General features: G+C 62.9%; 20 protein-coding genes. 5 read left to right on the plus strand and 15 right to left on the minus strand.

The window, feature by feature from the left end; all coding sequences use genetic code 11:
• Positions 1 to 76 precede the first annotated feature (76 nt).
• Complete coding sequence (gene sciP / locus NX862_RS12570; protein WP_264494249.1) at positions 77 to 355, minus strand: CtrA inhibitor SciP; 279 nt, start codon at positions 353 to 355, stop codon at positions 77 to 79.
• Between the two features lie 127 nt (positions 356 to 482).
• On the opposite strand from sciP, the gene mnmA reads away from it, so the two are divergent.
• Positions 483 to 1,613 carry a tRNA 2-thiouridine(34) synthase MnmA gene (gene mnmA, locus NX862_RS12575; RefSeq protein WP_264494324.1) on the plus strand — a complete coding sequence of 377 codons (1,131 nt, stop codon included), beginning with the start codon at positions 483 to 485 and terminating at the stop codon, positions 1,611 to 1,613.
• Between the two features lie 33 nt (positions 1,614 to 1,646).
• On the opposite strand, the gene NX862_RS12580 is transcribed toward mnmA, so the two are convergent.
• Positions 1,647 to 2,168 carry a VPLPA-CTERM sorting domain-containing protein gene (locus tag NX862_RS12580; RefSeq protein ID WP_264494250.1) on the minus strand — a complete coding sequence of 174 codons (522 nt, stop codon included), beginning with the start codon at positions 2,166 to 2,168 and terminating at the stop codon, positions 1,647 to 1,649.
• Between the two features lie 96 nt (positions 2,169 to 2,264).
• Between NX862_RS12580 and NX862_RS12585 the strand changes: the two genes are divergently transcribed.
• From NX862_RS12585 to NX862_RS12595, 3 genes are read left to right on the plus strand one after another with little or no spacing between them, the layout of a single operon-like run.
• Positions 2,265 to 3,863 carry a peptide chain release factor 3 gene (locus NX862_RS12585; RefSeq protein WP_264494251.1) on the plus strand — a complete coding sequence of 533 codons (1,599 nt, stop codon included), beginning with the start codon at positions 2,265 to 2,267 and terminating at the stop codon, positions 3,861 to 3,863.
• Complete coding sequence (locus tag NX862_RS12590; protein ID WP_264494252.1) at positions 3,860 to 4,063, plus strand: hypothetical protein; 204 nt, start codon at positions 3,860 to 3,862, stop codon at positions 4,061 to 4,063. The genes NX862_RS12585 and NX862_RS12590 overlap by 4 nt, the downstream gene beginning before the upstream one ends.
• 2 nt (positions 4,064 to 4,065) lie before the next feature.
• Positions 4,066 to 4,338, plus strand: a complete 273-nt coding sequence (locus tag NX862_RS12595) for a DUF6869 domain-containing protein (protein ID WP_264494253.1) — start codon at positions 4,066 to 4,068, stop codon at positions 4,336 to 4,338.
• A gap of 207 nt (positions 4,339 to 4,545) precedes the next feature.
• Here the strand turns inward: NX862_RS12595 and NX862_RS12600 are convergent, their stop codons facing one another.
• Positions 4,546 to 6,261 (minus strand): DEAD/DEAH box helicase, encoded by a 1,716-nt coding sequence (locus NX862_RS12600; protein ID WP_264494254.1) that lies wholly within the window; start codon positions 6,259 to 6,261, stop codon positions 4,546 to 4,548.
• A 176-nt stretch (positions 6,262 to 6,437) separates the two neighbouring features.
• On the opposite strand from NX862_RS12600, the gene NX862_RS12605 reads away from it, so the two are divergent.
• Positions 6,438 to 6,944, plus strand: a complete 507-nt coding sequence (locus NX862_RS12605; RefSeq protein ID WP_264494255.1) for a PepSY domain-containing protein — start codon at positions 6,438 to 6,440, stop codon at positions 6,942 to 6,944.
• A 155-nt stretch (positions 6,945 to 7,099) separates the two neighbouring features.
• On the opposite strand, the gene NX862_RS12610 is transcribed toward NX862_RS12605, so the two are convergent.
• From NX862_RS12610 to nuoH, 12 genes are all read right to left on the minus strand, one after another.
• Positions 7,100 to 8,785 carry a ribonuclease J gene (locus tag NX862_RS12610; RefSeq protein ID WP_264494256.1) on the minus strand — a complete coding sequence of 562 codons (1,686 nt, stop codon included), beginning with the start codon at positions 8,783 to 8,785 and terminating at the stop codon, positions 7,100 to 7,102.
• Positions 8,763 to 9,557 (minus strand): type III pantothenate kinase, encoded by a 795-nt coding sequence (locus NX862_RS12615; RefSeq protein WP_264494257.1) that lies wholly within the window; start codon positions 9,555 to 9,557, stop codon positions 8,763 to 8,765. The genes NX862_RS12610 and NX862_RS12615 overlap by 23 nt, the downstream gene beginning before the upstream one ends.
• A gap of 129 nt (positions 9,558 to 9,686) precedes the next feature.
• A complete protein-coding gene (locus tag NX862_RS12620; RefSeq protein ID WP_510773202.1) occupies positions 9,687 to 10,424 on the minus strand; it encodes a biotin--[acetyl-CoA-carboxylase] ligase in 738 nt (245 codons plus the stop codon).
• Positions 10,417 to 11,847 (minus strand): NADH-quinone oxidoreductase subunit NuoN, encoded by a 1,431-nt coding sequence (nuoN, locus tag NX862_RS12625; protein WP_264494259.1) that lies wholly within the window; start codon positions 11,845 to 11,847, stop codon positions 10,417 to 10,419. The genes NX862_RS12620 and nuoN overlap by 8 nt, the downstream gene beginning before the upstream one ends.
• Positions 11,848 to 11,857: 10 nt before the next feature.
• Entirely contained in the window at positions 11,858 to 13,411 is a 1,554-nt protein-coding gene (locus NX862_RS12630) for an NADH-quinone oxidoreductase subunit M (protein WP_264494260.1), read from the minus strand.
• On the minus strand, positions 13,411 to 15,414 hold the full coding sequence (gene nuoL, locus NX862_RS12635; RefSeq protein ID WP_413694565.1) for an NADH-quinone oxidoreductase subunit L: 2,004 nt from the start codon (positions 15,412 to 15,414) through the stop codon (positions 13,411 to 13,413). Before nuoL ends, NX862_RS12630 begins: the two co-directional genes overlap by 1 nt.
• 1 nt (position 15,415) lies before the next feature.
• The gene (gene nuoK, locus NX862_RS12640) at positions 15,416 to 15,724 is read right to left on the minus strand and encodes an NADH-quinone oxidoreductase subunit NuoK (protein WP_264494261.1); all 309 of its coding nucleotides are present in this window, start codon (positions 15,722 to 15,724) and stop codon (positions 15,416 to 15,418) included.
• A gap of 76 nt (positions 15,725 to 15,800) precedes the next feature.
• The gene (locus NX862_RS12645; protein ID WP_264494262.1) at positions 15,801 to 16,376 is read right to left on the minus strand and encodes a hypothetical protein; all 576 of its coding nucleotides are present in this window, start codon (positions 16,374 to 16,376) and stop codon (positions 15,801 to 15,803) included.
• An 85-nt stretch (positions 16,377 to 16,461) separates the two neighbouring features.
• Positions 16,462 to 17,076, minus strand: coding sequence for an NADH-quinone oxidoreductase subunit J (locus tag NX862_RS12650; protein WP_264494263.1), 615 nt, complete (start codon positions 17,074 to 17,076; stop codon positions 16,462 to 16,464).
• The gene (locus NX862_RS12655; protein ID WP_264494264.1) at positions 17,073 to 17,495 is read right to left on the minus strand and encodes a carboxymuconolactone decarboxylase family protein; all 423 of its coding nucleotides are present in this window, start codon (positions 17,493 to 17,495) and stop codon (positions 17,073 to 17,075) included. Before NX862_RS12655 ends, NX862_RS12650 begins: the two co-directional genes overlap by 4 nt.
• A gap of 4 nt (positions 17,496 to 17,499) precedes the next feature.
• Positions 17,500 to 17,994 (minus strand): NADH-quinone oxidoreductase subunit NuoI, encoded by a 495-nt coding sequence (gene nuoI / locus NX862_RS12660; protein ID WP_264494265.1) that lies wholly within the window; start codon positions 17,992 to 17,994, stop codon positions 17,500 to 17,502.
• 1 nt (position 17,995) lies between these two features.
• The gene (gene nuoH, locus NX862_RS12665; RefSeq protein WP_264494266.1) at positions 17,996 to 19,030 is read right to left on the minus strand and encodes an NADH-quinone oxidoreductase subunit NuoH; all 1,035 of its coding nucleotides are present in this window, start codon (positions 19,028 to 19,030) and stop codon (positions 17,996 to 17,998) included.
• Positions 19,031 to 19,043 lie beyond the last annotated feature (13 nt).

Here is a 19,043-nt window from a genome sequence, read left to right on the forward strand (position 1 = left end):
GCGTCTCTTCGTTAACGACTTTGGCGATCAATGGTTAATGGAGCGTTACTCTGCCAGAACGAATACAGAAAACAACTTAAAGTTGTCGATATTTTTGGATCGAGGTGACACGAAGCGCTTTTTCCCCGTGTTTTTCGACCGCCTCGCGCCACAAGACGAATTCTTCCTCCGAAAGGCTATAGCGTTCGAGGGCCTCGGACTGGGTGACAAGCCCGTAGATCACCGCCTTGACGACGATGGCCTTGCGGCTGGCGACCCAGCGGCGGGTATCGACAGGCGGCAGATCGGCGCGGGTCAGGATGCTGCCATCGGGCAGGGTAATCTGGCGCGGGCCATCGACTTTCTTCAGATACATGAGCGGCGTTCCTTCAGCGATTGGCCTGAAAATGCCGCATCTGACTTAAGCAAGGGTGAAGCCTGCTCTTGTTACTTCCGGGTTTTTTCCTATATTCCCCCGATAAATCCTCAAGATGGCCGCAATCATGCTGGACAAATCCCTAAATTCGCTGGGTTTCGCGAAACCGCCCAGCGAAACCCGCGTCGTCGTCGCCATGTCGGGCGGCGTCGACTCGTCCGTCGTGGCCGCCATGCTGAAGGAAGAGGGCTATGACGTCGTGGGCGTCACCCTGCAACTTTACGACCACGGCGCGGCCCTGGCGAAAAAGGGCGCCTGCTGTGCGGGGCGCGACATCCACGACGCGCGGCGTGTGGCCGAAACCATGGGCTTTCCGCATTACGTGCTGGACTACGAAAACACCTTCCGCGAGGCGGTGATCGAGGATTTCGCCGAAAGCTATCTGGCCGGCGCCACGCCCGTCCCCTGCATCCGCTGCAACGAACGCGTCAAATTCAAGGACTTGCTGGCCACGGCCAAGGATCTGAACGCCGATTGCATGGCCACGGGCCACTATATCCAGCGCAAGATGGGCGCCGCGCCCGAATTGCACCGCGCGACCGATGCCAACCGCGACCAAAGCTATTTCCTGTTTTCCACCACGCCGGATCAGCTGGATTACCTGCGCTTCCCGCTGGGTCATCTGGGCTCCAAGGCCGAAACCCGCGCTTTGGCGGCCAAATACGGGCTTTCGGTGGCGGACAAACCCGACAGCCAGGACATCTGCTTTGTGCCGAATGGCTCATATGCCGATGTCATCCTGAAGCTGCGCCCCGAGGCCGCCGACCCCGGTGACATCGTCGACACCGAAGGCCGGGTTCTGGGTCATCACAACGGCGTGATCCATTACACCGTGGGCCAGCGCAAAGGCCTGGGCGTCGGTGGCCTGGCCGAGCCGCTTTATGTCCTGCGTCTTGACCCGGAGAATCGCCGCGTGATCGTCGGGCCGAAATCCGCGCTGGCCACCCGCCGCGTGCCGCTGCGCGAAATCAACTGGCTGGGCGATGCGCCTTTTGACGGGGCCGAGCACCATATCGAAGTCAAGGTCCGCTCGACCAAGCCGCCGCGCCCCGCCATCATCCGCCCCCTGTCGCCCACCGAAGCCGAGGTCGAGCTTCTGGACCCCGAAGACGGCGTTTCGGCCGGTCAGGCCTGCGTCTTTTACCAGCCCGGCACGACGCGCGTGCTGGGCGGCGGCTGGATCTGGCGCGGGCGGTAAGGCCCACGCCAAGACCCGGGCCCGTCCGAAGCCTCAGCCCCGCTTGCGCCGCATCAGGCCAAGCCCCGCCATGCCGCTGGCCAACAGCACCAGCCCCGCAGGCAAGGGCACAGAGCCCACAGGCCCGGTGACAAGGGTTCCGTATTCATACTTCAGGTTCGTGGTGGTGAAGGCCAGCGTCAGCGCGGACCAGGGGTCGATGCTGCCCCCCAAGAGCGAGAAATGCGCGTAAAAACTTTGCGGCGCGGTGAACGAAAAACCCAGGGCAAAGCCCGAATACTCTCCCGCAAACAGGTCAAGCGACCCGACGCCCAGATCGGACAGGCCAAACCCACTGCCCACCGAAACCCGCACATGCGAGGCGTTGAAGACATTCAGCCCCGAGAAATCGCATCCCGAAGGGCAAATCCCCCGGCCATTGATCAGCAGGGACCGCACCTGGTTCCCGCCCAGCTCGTCGAAGTGGTAATCCAGCTCTACCGTCGTCAGGGGGGCCGCCAGGGCCCGCAAAGGCGATAGCGCAGCAAACAAGGCAAACACAAGGGCGCGCAGCATGGGATTCTCCTGAAAGAAGGGAACCTTAGCGACATCGCGCCTCGAAACAAGCCACCACAGATTTACCCGCGCCGGAAAATCGGCTACACGGCCTCCATGCTCGACAATGCCCCCAAACTCCCGCCCGAAATTGCCCGTCGCCGGACCTTTGCGATCATCTCGCATCCTGACGCTGGCAAGACCACGCTGACGGAAAAGTTCCTGCTGTTCGGCGGTGCGATCCAGATGGCGGGCCAGGTGCGCGCCAAGGGCGAGGCGCGGCGCACGCGGTCCGACTTCATGAAGCTGGAGCAAGAGCGCGGGATCTCTGTCTCGGCCTCGGCCATGTCGTTTGACTTCCGGCATTACCGGTTCAACCTGGTCGACACCCCCGGCCACAGCGACTTTTCCGAAGACACCTACCGCACGCTGACCGCCGTGGACGCGGCAATCATGGTGATCGACGGCGCCAAGGGGGTCGAGAGCCAGACGCGGAAACTGTTCGAGGTCTGCCGGCTGCGTGACCTGCCCATCCTGACCTTCTGCAACAAGATGGACCGCGAATCCCGCGACACCTTCGAGATCATCGACGAGATCCAGCAGAACCTGGCCATCGACGTCACGCCGGCCTCGTGGCCGATCGGCGTCGGGCGCGATTTCATCGGCGCCTATGACCTGCTGCATGACCGGCTGGAGATCATGGACCGCGCCGACCGCAACAAGGTGGCCGAATCCATCGCCATCAAGGGCCTGGACGACCCGGCGCTTGCGCTTCACGTGCCCGCCGACCTTCTGGCCAAGTTCCATGAGGAAATCGAGATGGTGCGGGCGCTTTTGCCGCCCTTCAACCGGCAAAGCTTTCTTGAAGGCCATCTGACACCGATCTGGTTCGGGTCTGCGATCAACTCCTTTGGGGTCAAGGAACTGATGGACGGCATGGGCGAATATGGCCCCGAGCCCCAGCCGCAAAAGGCGGCCGAGCGTCAGATTTCCGCCGATGAGGTCCCGGTGACGGGCTTTGTCTTCAAGGTCCAAGCCAATATGGACCCCAAACACCGCGACCGCGTGGCCTTTGTCCGCCTGGCCTCGGGTCACTTTCTGCGCGGCATGAAGCTGATGCATGTGCGGTCGAAAAAGCCGATGACCGTGACCAACCCGGTCATGTTCCTCGCCGCCGACCGCGAGCTGACCGAAGAGGCCTGGGCCGGCGACATCATCGGCATCCCGAACCACGGGCAACTCCGCATCGGCGACGGGCTGACCGAGGGCGAGACCCTGCGCTTCACCGGCATCCCCTCCTTTGCGCCGGAGCTTCTGTCCACTGTCCGCGCGCTGGACCCGATGAAGGCCAAGCATCTGGAAAAGGCCCTGACCCAATTCGCCGAGGAAGGCGCCGCCAAGGTCTTCAAACCCATGATCGGCTCGGGCTATGTCGTGGGCGTCGTGGGCCAGTTGCAGTTCGAAGTCCTGGCCTCGCGGATCGAAGAGGAATACTCCCTGCCCGTCCGGTTTGAGCCCAGCCAGTTCACCTCCGCCCGCTGGGTGAATGGCGACAAAGAGGCGGTCGAGGCCTTTGTGAACGTCAACAAGGGCCATATCGCCCATGACAGCGATGGCGACCTCGTTTACCTGACGCGGCTGCGCTGGGACATCGAACGCGTCGAGCGCGACCACCCGGAGGTGAAGTTGACCGCCACCAAGGAAATGATGGCGTGACGGACCTGCCGGCCTGTTTCAACTGCCGGCACAAATCCCGCGCCTATCCCTGCCGCAGCAACGGGGCCTTCGACGTCGAAGGCCTCGCCGTGGCCTGGATCACGGACTGCGCAGAGCCCCTGGACCCTTCCCGGGACTTCCCTTGGTCCTGGACCTGCCTCGTCGAACTCTCGCATAGCGACACCGACCCCTTTGCCTGACCGTGATCGTCGCCATCCTGCGCCGGATAACGACCCAAGATCAGGCCGCACCCCTCGCGGCCGGACCGTTCTGGACGATCCTCGATGAACACGGCCCCAAGCTCCTGCCCCGGATCGAGCGCCTTGCCCGCCACTCCCCGCGCTTGCGCTATCTCCTGACCGGCTACATGCCCCAGGGCCAGGACGTCAGCCCCACCCGGGCACGCCTCCTCGCCGCAGGCCAAGGCCCCCGCTTCATCGGCGACGCTGGCCCCTTGCCGCCCATCGACGACTGACCACCCTGCAAGCCCAAGCGCGCCCGCTGCGACCAAGCCGCTTCCCCTTTCACATTGACTCAAATATCTCCGGGGGGCTCCGCAGGAGCGGGGGCGGCGCCCCCTCCCCCCAAAAACAAAGGCGCGCCAGGTTTCCCCAGCGCGCCCATCTCATTTCACATTGGCCCAAATACTCCGGGGGTTTGGGGGCAGCGCCCCCAATCGCTCTCAGGCCGCGTCGCTGTCGTCCTCGGCCTCATCGACCACGGCAGCGGCGATCTTGAAGCTGCGCAGGATGAAATCCGGGACATGGTCGCCCATGCCCACGATGCGCTCGTGCTGACCGGGATAGGACCGGTTCACCGGGCGGCCTTCGTCACGACGCTCGCCGTAGCGTTCACCCGACCTTTCGCCCGTCCGGTCCGGGCCACGTTCGCCCGAACGCTCCGCACCCCGTTCGCCGCGGCTGCCATTGCGGTCGCGGTTGCCATCGCGACGCTCGCCCGAACGCTCTGCCTCGCGGCGCGGCTCGGGACGGGCTTCGGCGCGGGGGGCCTCACGGGGGGCCTCACGGACGGCTTCCACCACTTCAGCGACGGTTTCTTCAGCTTCGACCACCGGCATCGGATCACGCGGCGCACCAGAAGCCGCGCCAGAGCGGCTGCGCGAACGCCCGCCTTCACCCCGACCCTCGCCCCGACCCTCGCCCCGACCCTCACTGCGACCCGACCGCGAAGACCCACCCCGCGTCGAGGTCCGAGCACGGTCGGAATTCTCGGAGGCGCCTTCCAGCGCACCTTCCGGCAATTCGCCCCGCGGGATCGGCTGCTTCACCAAGTTCTCGATCTGGCCCAGGTATTTGTCATCCGACGGCACGGCCAGCGTAAAGGCCTTGCCCAGACGCCCGGCCCGGCCGGTGCGGCCGATGCGGTGGACATAGTCCTCGGGATGGGTCGGCACGTCAAAGTTGAACACATGCGAAACGGCCGGAATGTCCAGACCGCGCGCCGCCACATCCGAGGCGATCAACAGCCGCAAGGACCCATCGCGGAACCCTTCCAGCGTCTTGGTCCGCTGCGACTGGTCCAGATCGCCATGGATCGGCGCCGCGTCAAAACCATGCGCCTTCAGCGACTTGGCGACCACATCGACATCCATCTTGCGGTTGCAAAAGACGATGGCATTGGTCAGGCTTTCACCTTCGGCATTGATCAGCGCGCGCAAAGCCGCCCGCTTTTCGGTAAAGCTGCGATCCTTGCGCGTCGGCGTAAAGGCGAACAACTTCTGCTCGATCGAAGTGTTGGTGGTCGCCTGGCGCGCCACTTCGATCTTGACCGGGTCTTTCAGGAAGGCCTTGGTGATGCGTTCAATTTCCGGCGCCATGGTGGCCGAGAAGAACAGCGTCTGACGAGTCGGCGGCGTCAGGGTAAAGATCCGCTCGATATCGGGGATGAACCCCATATCCAGCATCCGGTCGGCCTCGTCGATCACCATGATCTGGACGCCGTTCAGCATCAGCTTGCCGCGCTCGAAATGATCGAGCAGCCGGCCGGGGGTGGCAATCAGCACGTCGACACCGCGGTCAATCGCCTTGTCCTGGTCGCCAAAGGACACGCCGCCGATCAGCAGGGCCTTGGTCAACTTGGTATGCTTGGCATAGGTGTCGAAATTCTCGGCCACCTGGGCGGCCAGTTCCCGCGTCGGGCACAGCACCAGCGAGCGCGGCATCCGAGCGCGGGCGCGGCCCTGGCCCAGAATGGTGATCATCGGCAGCGAGAAGCTCGCCGTCTTGCCGGTGCCGGTCTGGGCGATGCCCAGGACGTCGCGCCCCTCCAGCGCAGGCGGGATGGCCTGTTCCTGGATCGGCGTCGGGGTTTCATATCCGGTCTCCACCACGGCTTGCAGCACGCGGGGATCCAGGGCGAGGTCAGCGAATTTGGTCATCAGCATCCTGAAGGCGGACAGGGCCGCCCATGCAATTGGGACGCAACTTCCGGGCGCCCCGGCGTCTGAGGCACAATGCCCCACCGGCCCTTTACCGGAATTTGTCCACAGGGTCAACCTCCGAGGGCCAGAGGGGAGGTCTTGAGGATTGTTGCGACCTCTGCCAGAACTCCCCCATGTGGCACAGGCGGATCAAGAGCTTGCATGGGACCCTGGGCCTCTTGATCTGGCCCTGGCTGGTGATGATCGCGCTGACGGGGCTTTACCAAAACCACCAAAGCGCCATCGACCCCTGGTTGCCCTCCGACATGATCACGGCCGAGGACCTGCAAGCCCTGCCCGCCTTTCCCGTCACCACGCCAAACCTGACCAACCCAGAGCCCGTTACGCTCTTTGGCCGCCCTGCCTGGGCCGAACACGACGGCTCGCGCGGCATCGACGCGGCCACGGGTGCCACTTGGGCAACGGGCACCTACCTGACCACTTGGGCTGATGCCCAAGGGGCAAGGATCGGCTGGCGGATGGATTGGCAAAAGCTGTTCTTGCGGCTGCACCGCGCGGGCTGGGCCGGCGACCAGCTCGGCACCTGGCCCGCCGATCTCGCGGCCCTGGCGCTTGTGCTTTTCGGGCTCTCGGGGCTCTGGCTTTTCCTCGCACCGCGTCTGCGGCGCTGGCGGAGATAGACCCGGGGTGTGCCCCCCGGGCTACAGGACCCGCCAGACCGCCCAAGCGCCCGCAAACGAAAAGGGCGCAAGCAAACCGCCCGCGCCCCTCATTCATCTTTTCAGAAATATCCCACGGGGGTCCGGGGGTGTGAAACCCCCGGCGCTTTCCGCCGTCACTCCGCTGAAAGCCGAGAGATAACGATGGTCACTTCCGGCTTCTTGCCGATCTCTTCCATGGCGACCTGGCGGACGACGCGCTTCAGCGCCTCTTCCAGCTTGTCGTCATCGGCCAGGATCTTGCGCCCGGCGCGGCTGACAAATTCGGCCAGATCGCCCTCCAGCGTCTCGACGAAATCACGCCCCCCCTTGCCGGTGGGCGCCAGCCCCATCATGTCGGCCCAAGGATCGCCCAGGGCGCTGCCGTCCTCGTCGACGATCATCGTGACCGTCACATGACCGTTCAAGGCCATGCGGATACGGTCGCGGATCACGCCGTCCATGGCGCCGACCAGGGCGGTGCCGTCGAGGTAAACCCGGCCCATCTGGAAATAGCCGCAGACGCCGGGCACATCGCCCGTCAGGTCCAGCATGATGCCATTGGTCGCCACAACCGACTGGATGCCCGCATCGGTGGCGATCTTGGCGTGTTCGCGCAGGTGGCGATGTTCGCCATGCATCGGGATGACCATATCGGGCAGCAGCAGACGATGCACATGCTCCAGATCCGGCCGGTTGGCATGGCCCGAGACGTGATATTTGCCGCCCGATTCGTCGATGATCTCGACGCCCTTTTCGGACAGCTGGTTCATCACCTTCAGGATTTCCCGCTCATTGCCCGGGATCGAGCGGGACGAGAACAGGAACGTATCCCCTTCGCGCAGCTCCATCCCCAGATATTTGCCACGCGCAAGCTGGGCCGAGGCCGCGCGACGCTCACCTTGCGAACCGGTCACGATCAGCATCAGATTGCCGCGCGGAATATCAACCGCCTCTTCCACCGTCACCGATTTGGGAAAGCGCGTCAGCACGCCCGATTCCTCGGCCGCGGTGATCATCTTGCGCATGGCGCGGCCCATGAAGCAGACCGACCGCCCCGCCGCCCGCCCGGCCTCGGCCAAGGTTTTAAGCCGCGCCACGTTGGACGCAAAGGTCGTGGCCACCATCATCCCCGAAGCGCCCTGGATCAGCTCGGCCAGGTTGCCCGCAATCGAGCTTTCCGACCGGCCCGGAGCCTTGGAAAACACATTGGTCGAATCGCACATCAAAGCCTTGATCGGGCGTTCCTTGACCAAGGCTTCGAACAGGGTGTCATCCCAGGGCTCGCCCACGCCGGGGTTCGGGTCCAATTTGAAGTCGCCCGAATGGATCACGCGCCCCGCGGGCGTGTCGATGCACAGGGCGGCGCTTTCCGGGATCGAATGGCTGACCGGCACATATTGCACGGTAAAGGGGCCGACCTCGATCGGCGTCATCGGGCCCACGACGCGGATGGCGTCGCGCGAAAGCCCCGCCTCCTCCATCTTGCCGCGCCCGATGGCTGCGGTGAAGGGGCGTGCATAGACCGGTTTCTTCAGCAGCGGCCAGAGATGCGGCAGGGCGCCGATATGGTCCTCATGGGCATGGGTGATAAAGATCGCATCCAGCCGGTCCAGACGGTCCATCAGCCAGGCGATATCGGGCAGGATCAGATCGACGCCGGGCGAGCTGTCCATATCCGGGAAGGCCACGCCCATATCGACCAGGATCAGGCGTTCCTTGTCCTTGGGGCCATAGCCATAGACATAGGCGTTCATCCCGATCTCGCCCGCACCTCCAAGAGGCATATAGATCAGACGGTCAAGGGATTTGCTCGGGGCCATACGGATACTCTTCGTTGTGAGCATGGATCAGGACGAGCCCATGCATGGTCAGATCATCTTCGACCGCATCAAATAGCGTCGTGCCTTGCGAGAACAAGGAGGCCAGGCCACCCGTGGCGATCACTTTCACCGGGGCGGGGCGCTCTTTGCGGACTTCGCGGACGATGCCTTCGATCAGGCCGATATAGCCCCAATAGACGCCAGATTGCATACAGGCAACCGTGTTCGTGCCAATGGCCCTTGCAGGTTTGGCGACATCGACATGCGGCAGGGCCGCCGCCGCCATATGCAGCGCCTCAAGCGAAAGGTTGGCACCCGGGGCGATGACCCCGCCGATATAGGCGCCGTCGTCGTCCACCACGTCAAAGGTCGTGGCCGTGCCGAAATCCACCACGATCAGATTGCCGCCATGACGGGCAAAGCCTGCGACCGTGTTGACCAGCCGGTCAGGGCCGACCGTGACGCCCTGGTCAACGCGGGGCGGGTGCGGCAGGCGGCAGTCCGGCTTGCCCACGACCAAGGGGCGGCAGTTGAAATAGCGGTTGCACAGGACGCGCAGGTTGAAGACCACGCGCGGCACGGTGGAAGAGATGATGGCTTGGGTGATCTCGGCCTCGGTCTTTGTCAGCGCCATGAGGCTTTGCAGCCAGACGTAATATTCATCGGCCGTGCGCTTGTGATCGGTGGCCATGCGCCAGGTGGCGCGGAATTTCGCGCCGTCCCAGATGGAAAAGACAGTGTTGGTGTTGCCGCAGTCGATGGCGAGGAGCATGGGGCTTGTCCTGGAGCTTTTGCGGAACGCCCGGGGGTTTCACACCCCCGGACCCCCGTGGAGATATTTGAGCCAGTATGAAAGCGAAAGAAGACCTTTACGGCTTTGCGTGAACGGCTTTGCTGGCGGTCAGAAGAAGATTTCGGCGGCGGGGATCGGTGTCAGGCCTTGAGCGGTTTGGAGGAGGAGGGCGCCGGTCTCGTCGAGGCCTTTGAAGGTGCCGTAAAGGGTTTGGGTGCCGGTACGGGCGCGGATGGGTTCGTTGAGTTTCGCAGCGTTCTGCAGCCAGGCTGCGCGGAGGGGGGCGAAACCTTGGGTTTGGAAGGTGGTCTCCCAGGCCTCGTAGGCGGGGGCGAGGGTGTCGAGAAAAGTCTCGGGCTGGATGCGCAGGCCGGTGGCGGCGAGCAGCGTCGTGGGCGGCAGGGCGTCGGGGTCCAGCAGTGCGGGGTCGGGGGCGGCGATCAGGTTGACGCCGATGCCGATGGCCAACGCCGGGAGGCTGGCCTCGAGCAGGATGCCCGCGATCTTGGCGCCGTTGCAGAGCACGTCATTGGGCCATTTCAGCGTGAAGGCCTGGGGGGCCTCGGTCAGCTGGGCGAAGGCGTCGCGCAGCGCGAGGGCGGCCGCGAAAGAGCGCAGCGCCACGGTGGCGGTGGGCTCGGATGGCGCCAGCAGAAGCGAGGCGTGGAAATTGCCGCGGGGGGAGGCCCAGGCGCGGGCGCGGCGGCCGCGGCCGGCGGTCTGCTCATGGGCCAAGATCCAGGCCGGCGCATGACCAAAGCCCAAGCGCAGGGCCTGGGCATTGGTGCTGTCGATGCTCTCCAGGACATGGCGTGCCACGCCCTGGGGCCAAGGGGCCTTAGCCAACAAGAGATTGCGCGGCGGCCAGCGCCACAGGCTCTAGCCCGAACAGGTTGACCACGGCCAAAAGGACCACGGCAGCGACGCCAATCAGGGCCAGCCATTCGACCGGCGAGGTGCGGCTTTCCACATCGCCTTCGGTCGTGCCGAAATACATGTAAAAGACCACGCGCAGGTAATAGAAGGCGCCGATCACTGAGGCCACGACACCCGCCACCGCTAGCCAAGTCATGCCCGCATCGACCGCCGCCTTCAGCACATAGAACTTGCCGAAAAACCCCAGCATCGGCGGCACACCCGCCAGGGAGAACATCAGGACCAGGACGGCCAGCGCCTTCAGCGGCTCGCGTTTGGCGAACTGGTTCAGCGAGGTCAGGTCGGTGACAGGCTGACCCGCCTTTTCCAGCGACAGGATGAAGGCGAAGGTGCCGATGTTCATGGTGACGTAAATCGCCATGTAGATCAGCATGGCTTGCACGCCGTAAGCCGTGCCCGCAGCCAGGCCCATCAGCGCGAACCCCATATGCGCAATCGAGGAATAGGCCATCAGACGCTTGATGTCCTTTTGCCCGATGGCGGCAATGGCGCCCACGAACATCGACACGACCGACAGAGCCGCCAAGACCTGCGCCCATTGCCCCGGGATGCCGCCGAAGGCGTCCCAGGTCAGGCGGGCGATCAGCGCCATGGCAGCCACTTTCGGCGCGGTGGCAAAGAAGGCCGTCACCGGGGTCGGCGCGCCCTCGTAGACGTCGGGGGTCCACATGTGGAAGGGCGCGGCCGAGATCTTGAAGGCCAGACCCGACAGCATGAACACGAGGCCAAAGACCAGACCCACCGGCATGTCGCCCTGCACCGCCGTGGTGATGCCCGAAAACAGCGTCGTGCCGGCATAGCCATAGACGAGGCTGGCGCCATAAAGCAGCAGGCCCGAGGACAGCGCGCCAAGGACGAAATACTTCAACCCGGCTTCGGTCGACCGCAGACTGTCGCGCTGGATCGAGGCCACGACATAAAGCGCCAGCGACTGCAGCTCCAGCCCCATATAAAGCGCCATCAGGTCGCCCGCCGAGACCATGGCCATCATGCCGACCACCGAGAGCGTGATCAGCACCGGATATTCAAACCGCGCAATCCCGCGTTTCGCCATGAAACGTTGCGAGATCAGCAGGACCGCGGCGGCGGAGACAAGGATCGTCACCTTGGCAAAGCGGCCAAAGGCATCCTCGGTGAACAGGCCGCCGAAGGCCGTCGAGGACCCCTCACGCAGCGCAATCACGACCGCCAGGGCCAGCATGACCCCCGCCGTGGTCCAGGTCAGCAACCCGGTCAACCCGTCCTTCGACGTGTAGACCGCCAGCATCAGCGCCGCCATCGCGTAAAGCGCAAGCAGCAGTTCCGGCAGGATGGTGATCAGATCTTGGGTCATCTCTGCCCTCTCAATTCGAGTGTTCTTCGGTGGCAGCGACCGGAGCCGCCTCCACCACGGGCACGGCGGCCCGGATTTGCGTGACAAGCGCGCCAACGGCGGGCCCGGTGATATCGGTCACAACCTTGGGATAGATGCCCAAAAGCAGAGTCATGATGATCAGGGGGGCAAAGATCGCCCGCTCTCGTCTTGTCATGTCGCTGATGGTTTTCAAGCTCTCCTTGACCAGGGCGCCCAAAGTCACACGGCGATAGAGCCACAGCGCATAGGCGGCGGACAGGATCACGCCGGTCGTGGCGATGGTGGCAATCACGGTATCAACCTGGAAAATCCCCATCAGAACAAGGAATTCGCCGATGAAGCCAGAGGTGCCCGGAAGCCCCACATTGGCCATGGTGAAGAACAGGAAGACCAAAGCATAGGCCGGCATCCGGTTCACCAGGCCGCCATAGGCGTCGATTTCGCGGGTGTGCATCCGGTCATAGATCACGCCGACGCACAAGAACAGCGCACCCGAGATAAACCCGTGGCTGATCATCTGAAAGATCGCGCCGTCCAAGCCCTGTTGGTTCGCCGTGAAAATCCCCATCGTCACATAACCCATATGCGCGACCGAGGAATAAGCGACCAGCTTCTTCATGTCGTTCTGCACCAGCGCCACCAGCGAGGTGTAAACGATGGCGATGGCCGACATCCAGAACACCAGGGGCGCCCACAGCATCGCGGCCTCGGGGAACATCGGCAGGCTGAAGCGCAGGAAGCCGTAGCCACCCATCTTCAGCAGGATCGCGGCCAGAACCACCGAACCGGCGGTCGGGGCCTGAACATGCGCATCGGGAAGCCAAGTGTGGACCGGCCACATCGGCATTTTCACTGCGAAAGACGCGAAGAAGGCAAAGAACAACAGCGTCTGCAGCCCGCCCATCACCGAAATCCCGGCCACCACCATCGGCGCACTGTCGAAGTGATAGGTCATCAGCGTCGGAATATCGGTCGTGCCGGCGGCGAAATACATCGACACCATGGCGACCAGCATCAGGACCGACCCGAGGAAGGTGTAAAGGAAGAACTTGAAGGAGGCGTAAATTCGGTTCACCCCACCCCAGATGCCGATGATCAGGAACATCGGGATCAGGCCAGCCTCAAAGAACAGGTAGAACAGCACCAGGTCCAGCGCCGTGAAGACGCCCAGCATCAGCGTTTCCAACAGCAGGAAGGCGATCATGTAATCCTTGACGCGATCCTTGACGCCCCAGCACGAGGCAATCGTGATCGGCATCAGGAAGGTCGTCAACATGACGAACAGAACCGAAATCCCGTCGACGCCCAGCTTGTAGGTAAAGCCCATGATCCAGGGCGCTTCCTCGACGAACTGCATCCCGGTGTTGGCGGGATCGAACCCCTTCAGCACCAGAAGCGAGATCAGGAAGGTCAGCGCGGTCGCAAACAGCGCCAGCCACTTGGCATTGCGCTGCGCAGAGGCGTCATTGCCCCGCAGGAACAGCGCCAGGATCGCTGCCGCCACCGCGGGGATGAAGGTGATGATGGAAAGAATGTTGGACATCAGTGCGAAGCTCCGGCGATGGAGACCCAGGTGATCAGGGCGGCAACACCCAGGACCATCGCGAAGGCATAGGTGAAGACATAGCCCGATTGGGCGCGGCCCGCGAGCCGGGTGAAGAAGGGGATGATCCCCAAGGCAACGCCATTCAACGAACCGTCGATGATCTGCTCATCGCCGCGCTTCCACAGGAAACGCCCCAGCGCCTTGGAGGACCGGACGAAGAGGATGTCGTAAAGCTCGTCGAAATACCACTTGTTCAGCAGGAACTGATAGACCGGCTGCGCCTCACGCGCCCAGGTGGCGGGCAAGGACGGCTTCCAGACATAGAAGGTCAGCGCGGTCAGCAGGCCCAGGACCATGGCCACAAAGGGCGAGACCTTGACCCAGGTCGGTGCCTCATGCGCGGCCTCCAGCACTTCCATGCCGGGACCCATGGCGATGGCGCCGGTCGAGATCGCATGCTCGCCCTCGGCCGCGGTCATGGCAAAGAAGTGCAGCATGGTTTCATGGTCGCCGAAGAAATCCGCATACCAGAGCATGCCGGCAAAGACCGCACCAAAGGCCAGGACGATCAGCGGCAGGGTCATGACCCAGGGGCTTTCATGGGCATGGTCATGGGCGTGGTGGTCGCCGCGCGCCTGGCCAAAGAAGGTCAGGAAGATCAGGCGCCACGAGTAGAAAGAGGTCATGCAGGCCGCCGCCACCAAGAGCCAGAAGCCATAGGCGGACCCACCCGCATAGACGGATTCGATGATCGCATCCTTGGAGAGGAAGCCCGCAAAGCCGATATGGGTCAGGGGGATGCCGACGCCGGTGATGGCAAAGGTGCCAATCATCATCATCCAGAAGGTCAGCGGGATCTTCTTCCGCAAGCCGCCATAGTTCCGCATGTCCTGTTCGTGGTGCATCGCGGTGATGACCGAACCGGCGCCAAGGAACAGCATCGCCTTGAAGAAGGCATGGGTGAACAGGTGGAACATCGCCGCGCCATAGACGCCCGAACCGGCTGCCGCGAACATATAGCCCAGCTGCGAACAGGTCGAATAAGCGATCACGCGCTTGATGTCGTTTTGCACGAGGCCCACGGTCGCGGCAAAGAAAGCCGTCGAAGCGCCAACCACCACGATCAAGGCCTTGGCCTCGGGCGCATATTCATACAAGGGCGACATGCGGCAGACCAGGAAGACACCTGCCGTCACCATCGTCGCGGCATGGATCAGGGCGGACACCGGGGTCGGCCCCTCCATCGCGTCGGGCAACCAGGTGTGCAACAGCAGCTGCGCCGACTTGCCGCAAGCGCCGATGAACAGCAGCACGCCGATCAGGTTGGCCGCGTTCCAGTCCGTCCACAGGAAATGCAGGTTGGTCATGGCCAGCTCGGCCGTCTTGGCGAAGACCTCATCGAACTTGATCGAGTCAGTCAGGAAGAACAGCGCGAAAATCCCCAGCGCAAAGCCGAAGTCACCCACGCGGTTGACCACGAAAGCCTTGATCGAGGCCGCAGTCGCGGAGGGCTTGCGGTAATAGAACCCGATCAGCAGATACGAGGCGACGCCCACACCTTCCCAGCCAAAGAACATCTGCACCAGGTTATCGGCGGTGATCAGCGTCAGCATGGCAAAGGTAAAGAACGACAGATAGGCGAAGAACCGCGCCCGATAGGGCTCGTCGTGCCCCCAATTCTCGTCATGGGCCATATAGCCCCAGGAATAGAGGTGAACCAGCGCCGAGACCGTGTTGACGACGATCAGCATGATCGCGGTCAGCCGGTCCAGCCGGATGGCCCATTCGGTCGACAGCGAGCCGGACTGCACCCAGTCCAGAAGCACGATCTGTTGCGTGACCCCGTCGAAGGTCAGGAACGTATACCACGAGAGGCCCGCGGCCAGGAACAAAAGCCCGGTGGCCACGAGTTTCGCGGCGGTTTCACCGATGATGCGCCAGAAGAAGCCGCAGATGAGGGCGCCGACCAGCGGCGCCAGAAGGATTACGGTCGGGATCATGTCAGCCCTTCATCACATTGGCGTCTTCGACTTCGATCGTGCCGCGGTTGCGGAAGAACACGACCAGGATGGCAAGGCCGATGGCGGCCTCGGCGGCGGCGACGGTCAGGATCAGCATGGTGAAGATCTGCCCCACCAAGTCCCCCGACAGCGAGGAAAACGCCACCAGGTTGATGTTGACCGCCAAGAGCATGAGTTCGATCGACATCAGGATGACGATCACATTCTTGCGGTTCAGAAAGATCCCGAAGATGCCGATGACGAACAAAGCCGCCGCCACCGCGAGATAATGTTCCAGTCCGATGTTCATCCGTCAGTCCCTCCGGGAGATTTGCCCCGTTTCATTTCCTTGCGGGTTTTCCCCGCCACCCGAGGCCAAAGGCCTCTTAATTCGCCCCGGGAGACCCGGGGTAGTAAAGTTGGCAGCCACGGTGCAACGGGTAGGACATCCAAGGCGCCCAATGCCCGTCCTCTTTGCCCATGACGACAAAAGCAATCTCGGCTGCTTGCGCCGCGTCAATGAGGGCGGCCACTGCCACCCCTGCGTCCAACCGAAGCGGTCCGCTTGGCGGCAAGAGATTTGCAACGGCATTGTCGCGTCCCCAATCCCCCTCCGGTTCGCCTTGAAGCGGTTCCGCGCGTCCCCAAAGGGCGATGGCCTGAGCTGCAAAGCAATCCGAAACGACAAGCACTTCATCGGTGGAACAAGACGGCGTCGCAAGCCCGACAATCTGGGAGACCTTGCCCGAACCAAGATCCGACGGAGCAAAACCGGACATCCGATCCCAACCTGTCGGACCAGCATGGAGGTCGCCATTGCGAAAGCTGCCGTCCTCGTCGACCTGAACCGGGTCATTGGTCTTGTCGATTGCGACTTCACACGAAATGGAAGGCCCGGCCAAAACGACGCCGCCGAGCATCGCTGCCCGCCCTGCCGTCGTGATGAGTGCCGCCGTGGTCACCGTTTCGTCCTCTCGTTTCGCGGGCGGCGGGGTGAACCCCGCCCTACCCTTTAGCCGTAGGGCGGGATTTATCCCGCCGCCCGGGTCAGAGCCCCTGCCCCGGTTTCACGTCGATCATCTCCAGCGCCTTGGCCGGGTCGCGCCACATCTGGTGCATCACATTCTGCCGCTTGATGTCCTTGCGGTGGCGCAGCGTCAAGACGATGGCGCCGATCATGGCCACCAGAAGGATCAGACCCGACATCTGGAACAGATACAGATACTTGTCATACATCAGAAGCCCCAGCGCCTTGGTGTTCTCGACCTGCGCCGCATCCGGCGTGACCGCCTGACGCAGACCCATGGCGCCTTCCGACGTCGCCCAGGCGCCAAGACCAAAGCCCAGCTGGATCAGGATCACCACCGCGACCAAAAGGCCCAGCGGCATGTATTTCACCATCTCGGATTTCAGTTCCGCAAAGTCCACGTCCAGCATCATGACGACAAACAGGAACAGAACCGCCACCGCGCCGACATAGACGATGATCAACAGCATCGCCACGAATTCGGCCCCCAACAGCACCATCAGCCCCGCGGCCGACAGGAAGGTCAGGATCAGCCACAGCACCGAATGGACCGGATTGCGCGAGAGCGTCACCATCAGGGCCGCCACGACCCCCACGATGGAAAAGGCATAAAAGGCCAGACCTGCCACAGTCATTCGGGGCTCTCCTCGGTTTCGGCAAAGACGGCGCGTGCGGTTTCCAGCGCCTTTTGCGTGGCGGGAAGCCCGCCGAACATGGACATCTGCCAGATCGTCTCGGCGATCTCGCGTTGGGTCGCGCCGGCTTTCAGCGCGTTCTGAAGGGTCAACCGCAATTGCGGCTCCCCAACGGGGCCAAGGACGGTGAGTGCCGCCACGGTCACAAGGAACCGCGTGCGGGCGTCCAGACCCTCGGGGTTGAAGGTCCGTCCGAAAAACGCCTCGATCATCTCTTTCGGCATGGCCGGAAAGAACTTCTCAAAGGCCTTGGGGTCTGCGCCCATGCCCCCCCCGCCTATACCTCCAGCAAAGGCGCGCGCCATCTGCTGACCGCTTTCCATCATCGTCTGGAAGAATTTGGCGAAATCGTCGGTCATCATCTCACCGATACGGCGCGTCAAGTTCAAGATTGCGGGCGATCTGGGCTTCCCAACGCGCGCCGTTGTCCAGAAGCTTTTCCTTGTTGTAGAACAGCTCTTCCCGCGTCTCGGTGGCGAATTCGAAATTCGGCCCCTCGACGATGGCATCGACCGGGCAAGCCTCTTGGCAAAAGCCGCAGTAGATGCATTTGGTCATGTCGATGTCGTAACGCGTGGTGCGGCGCGAGCCGTCTTCGCGCGGCTCGGCATCAATCGTGATGGCCTGGGCCGGGCAGATCGCCTCACACAGCTTGCAGGCGATGCAGCGTTCCTCGCCATTGGCATAGCGGCGCAAGGCGTGTTCGCCGCGGAAGCGAGGCGACAGCGGCCCCTTTTCATGCGGATAATTCAGCGTGGCCTTGGGCGCGAAGAAGTATTTCATCCCCAGGCCAAAGCCTTTGATGAAATCCATCAGCAGGAAGTATTTGGTCGCACGACCCCAATCGACAGATGCCATATCAGCCCCCCATCGTGTAGCGGGCCCAGAAGGCACCGAGGATTTCGAACTTCGCCAAAAAGGCGATCAAGACGACCCAGCCCAGCGACAGCGGCAGGAAGACCTTCCAGCCAATGCGCATCAGCTGGTCATAGCGGTAGCGCGGCACGATGGCCTTCACCATGGCGAACATGAAGAACCAGGCGACCATTTTGGCGAAGAGCCAGCCGAACCCGTCCGGGATGCCGGGAATGGGCGAGAGCCAGCCGCCGAAGAACAAGATCGACAGCAAAGCGCACATCAGCCAGATCGCGATATATTCGCCGGCCATGAACAGAAGGTAAGGCGTCGAGGAATATTCGACCATGAAGCCGGCGACGAGTTCGCTTTCGGCTTCGGGCAGGTCAAAGGGCGGGCGGTTGGTTTCTGCCAGTGCGCTGATGAAGAACAGCACGACCATCGGCAGATGGGGCAGCCAATACCAGCCGAACAGCCCGTAAGACGTGTCCTGCGCCGCGACGATATTGCCGAAGTTCATCGACCCCGTCGACAGGATGATCCCGATGATGATGAGCCCCAAGGAGACTTCATAGGAAATCATCTGCGCCGCCGACCGCAGCGACCCCAGGAAAGGATATTTCGAGTTCGACGCCCAGCCGCCCATGATCACGCCGTAAACCTCCAACGAAGAGGCGGCGAAGACGAACAGGATCGCGACGTTCACATTGGCCAGAACCCAGCCATCGTTGAAGGGGATCACGGCCCAGGCGATCACGGCCAGAACAAAGGACAGCATTGGCGCGAGGAAATAGACCGGACGGTCGGCGCCCGCGGGCACCACGATTTCCTTCAGGATGAACTTCAGCGCATCTGCCACCGATTGCAGCACGCCCCAGGGGCCCACCACATTCGGGCCGCGCCGCATTTGCACGGCCGCCCAGATCTTGCGGTCGCCATAAACGAGGAACAGAAGGCTGATCATGACAAAGCCCACGATCAGCACGCTTTGCAGGACCATAAGCACAGCCATGCCCAAGGTCGTTTCGAAGAATCCCATGTCTCCGTTCCCC

The sequence above is a fragment of the Stagnihabitans lacustris genome (assembly GCF_025950525.1).
Taxonomy (GTDB): Bacteria; Pseudomonadota; Alphaproteobacteria; order Rhodobacterales; family Rhodobacteraceae; genus Stagnihabitans.

Coding starts and splice junctions, on each gene's coding strand:
- nuoH (WP_264494266.1), bottom strand. CDS start 19,030: ATGGGATTCTTCGAAACGACCTTGGGCATGGCTGTGCTTATGGTCCTG.
- mnmA (WP_264494324.1), top strand. CDS start 483: ATGCTGGACAAATCCCTAAATTCGCTGGGTTTCGCGAAACCGCCCAGC.
- NX862_RS12650 (WP_264494263.1), bottom strand. CDS start 17,076: ATGACTGTGGCAGGTCTGGCCTTTTATGCCTTTTCCATCGTGGGGGTC.
- NX862_RS12580 (WP_264494250.1), bottom strand. CDS start 2,168: ATGCTGCGCGCCCTTGTGTTTGCCTTGTTTGCTGCGCTATCGCCTTTG.
- nuoK (WP_264494261.1), bottom strand. CDS start 15,724: ATGAACATCGGACTGGAACATTATCTCGCGGTGGCGGCGGCTTTGTTC.
- NX862_RS12630 (WP_264494260.1), bottom strand. CDS start 13,411: ATGTCCAACATTCTTTCCATCATCACCTTCATCCCCGCGGTGGCGGCA.
- NX862_RS12600 (WP_264494254.1), bottom strand. CDS start 6,261: ATGACCAAATTCGCTGACCTCGCCCTGGATCCCCGCGTGCTGCAAGCC.
- sciP (WP_264494249.1), bottom strand. CDS start 355: ATGTATCTGAAGAAAGTCGATGGCCCGCGCCAGATTACCCTGCCCGAT.
- nuoI (WP_264494265.1), bottom strand. CDS start 17,994: ATGGCATCTGTCGATTGGGGTCGTGCGACCAAATACTTCCTGCTGATG.
- NX862_RS12610 (WP_264494256.1), bottom strand. CDS start 8,785: ATGGCCCCGAGCAAATCCCTTGACCGTCTGATCTATATGCCTCTTGGA.
- NX862_RS12585 (WP_264494251.1), top strand. CDS start 2,265: ATGCTCGACAATGCCCCCAAACTCCCGCCCGAAATTGCCCGTCGCCGG.
- NX862_RS12605 (WP_264494255.1), top strand. CDS start 6,438: ATGTGGCACAGGCGGATCAAGAGCTTGCATGGGACCCTGGGCCTCTTG.
- nuoN (WP_264494259.1), bottom strand. CDS start 11,847: ATGACCCAAGATCTGATCACCATCCTGCCGGAACTGCTGCTTGCGCTT.
- NX862_RS12655 (WP_264494264.1), bottom strand. CDS start 17,495: ATGACCGACGATTTCGCCAAATTCTTCCAGACGATGATGGAAAGCGGT.
- nuoL (WP_413694565.1), bottom strand. CDS start 15,414: ATGATCCCGACCGTAATCCTTCTGGCGCCGCTGGTCGGCGCCCTCATC.
- NX862_RS12615 (WP_264494257.1), bottom strand. CDS start 9,557: ATGCTCCTCGCCATCGACTGCGGCAACACCAACACTGTCTTTTCCATC.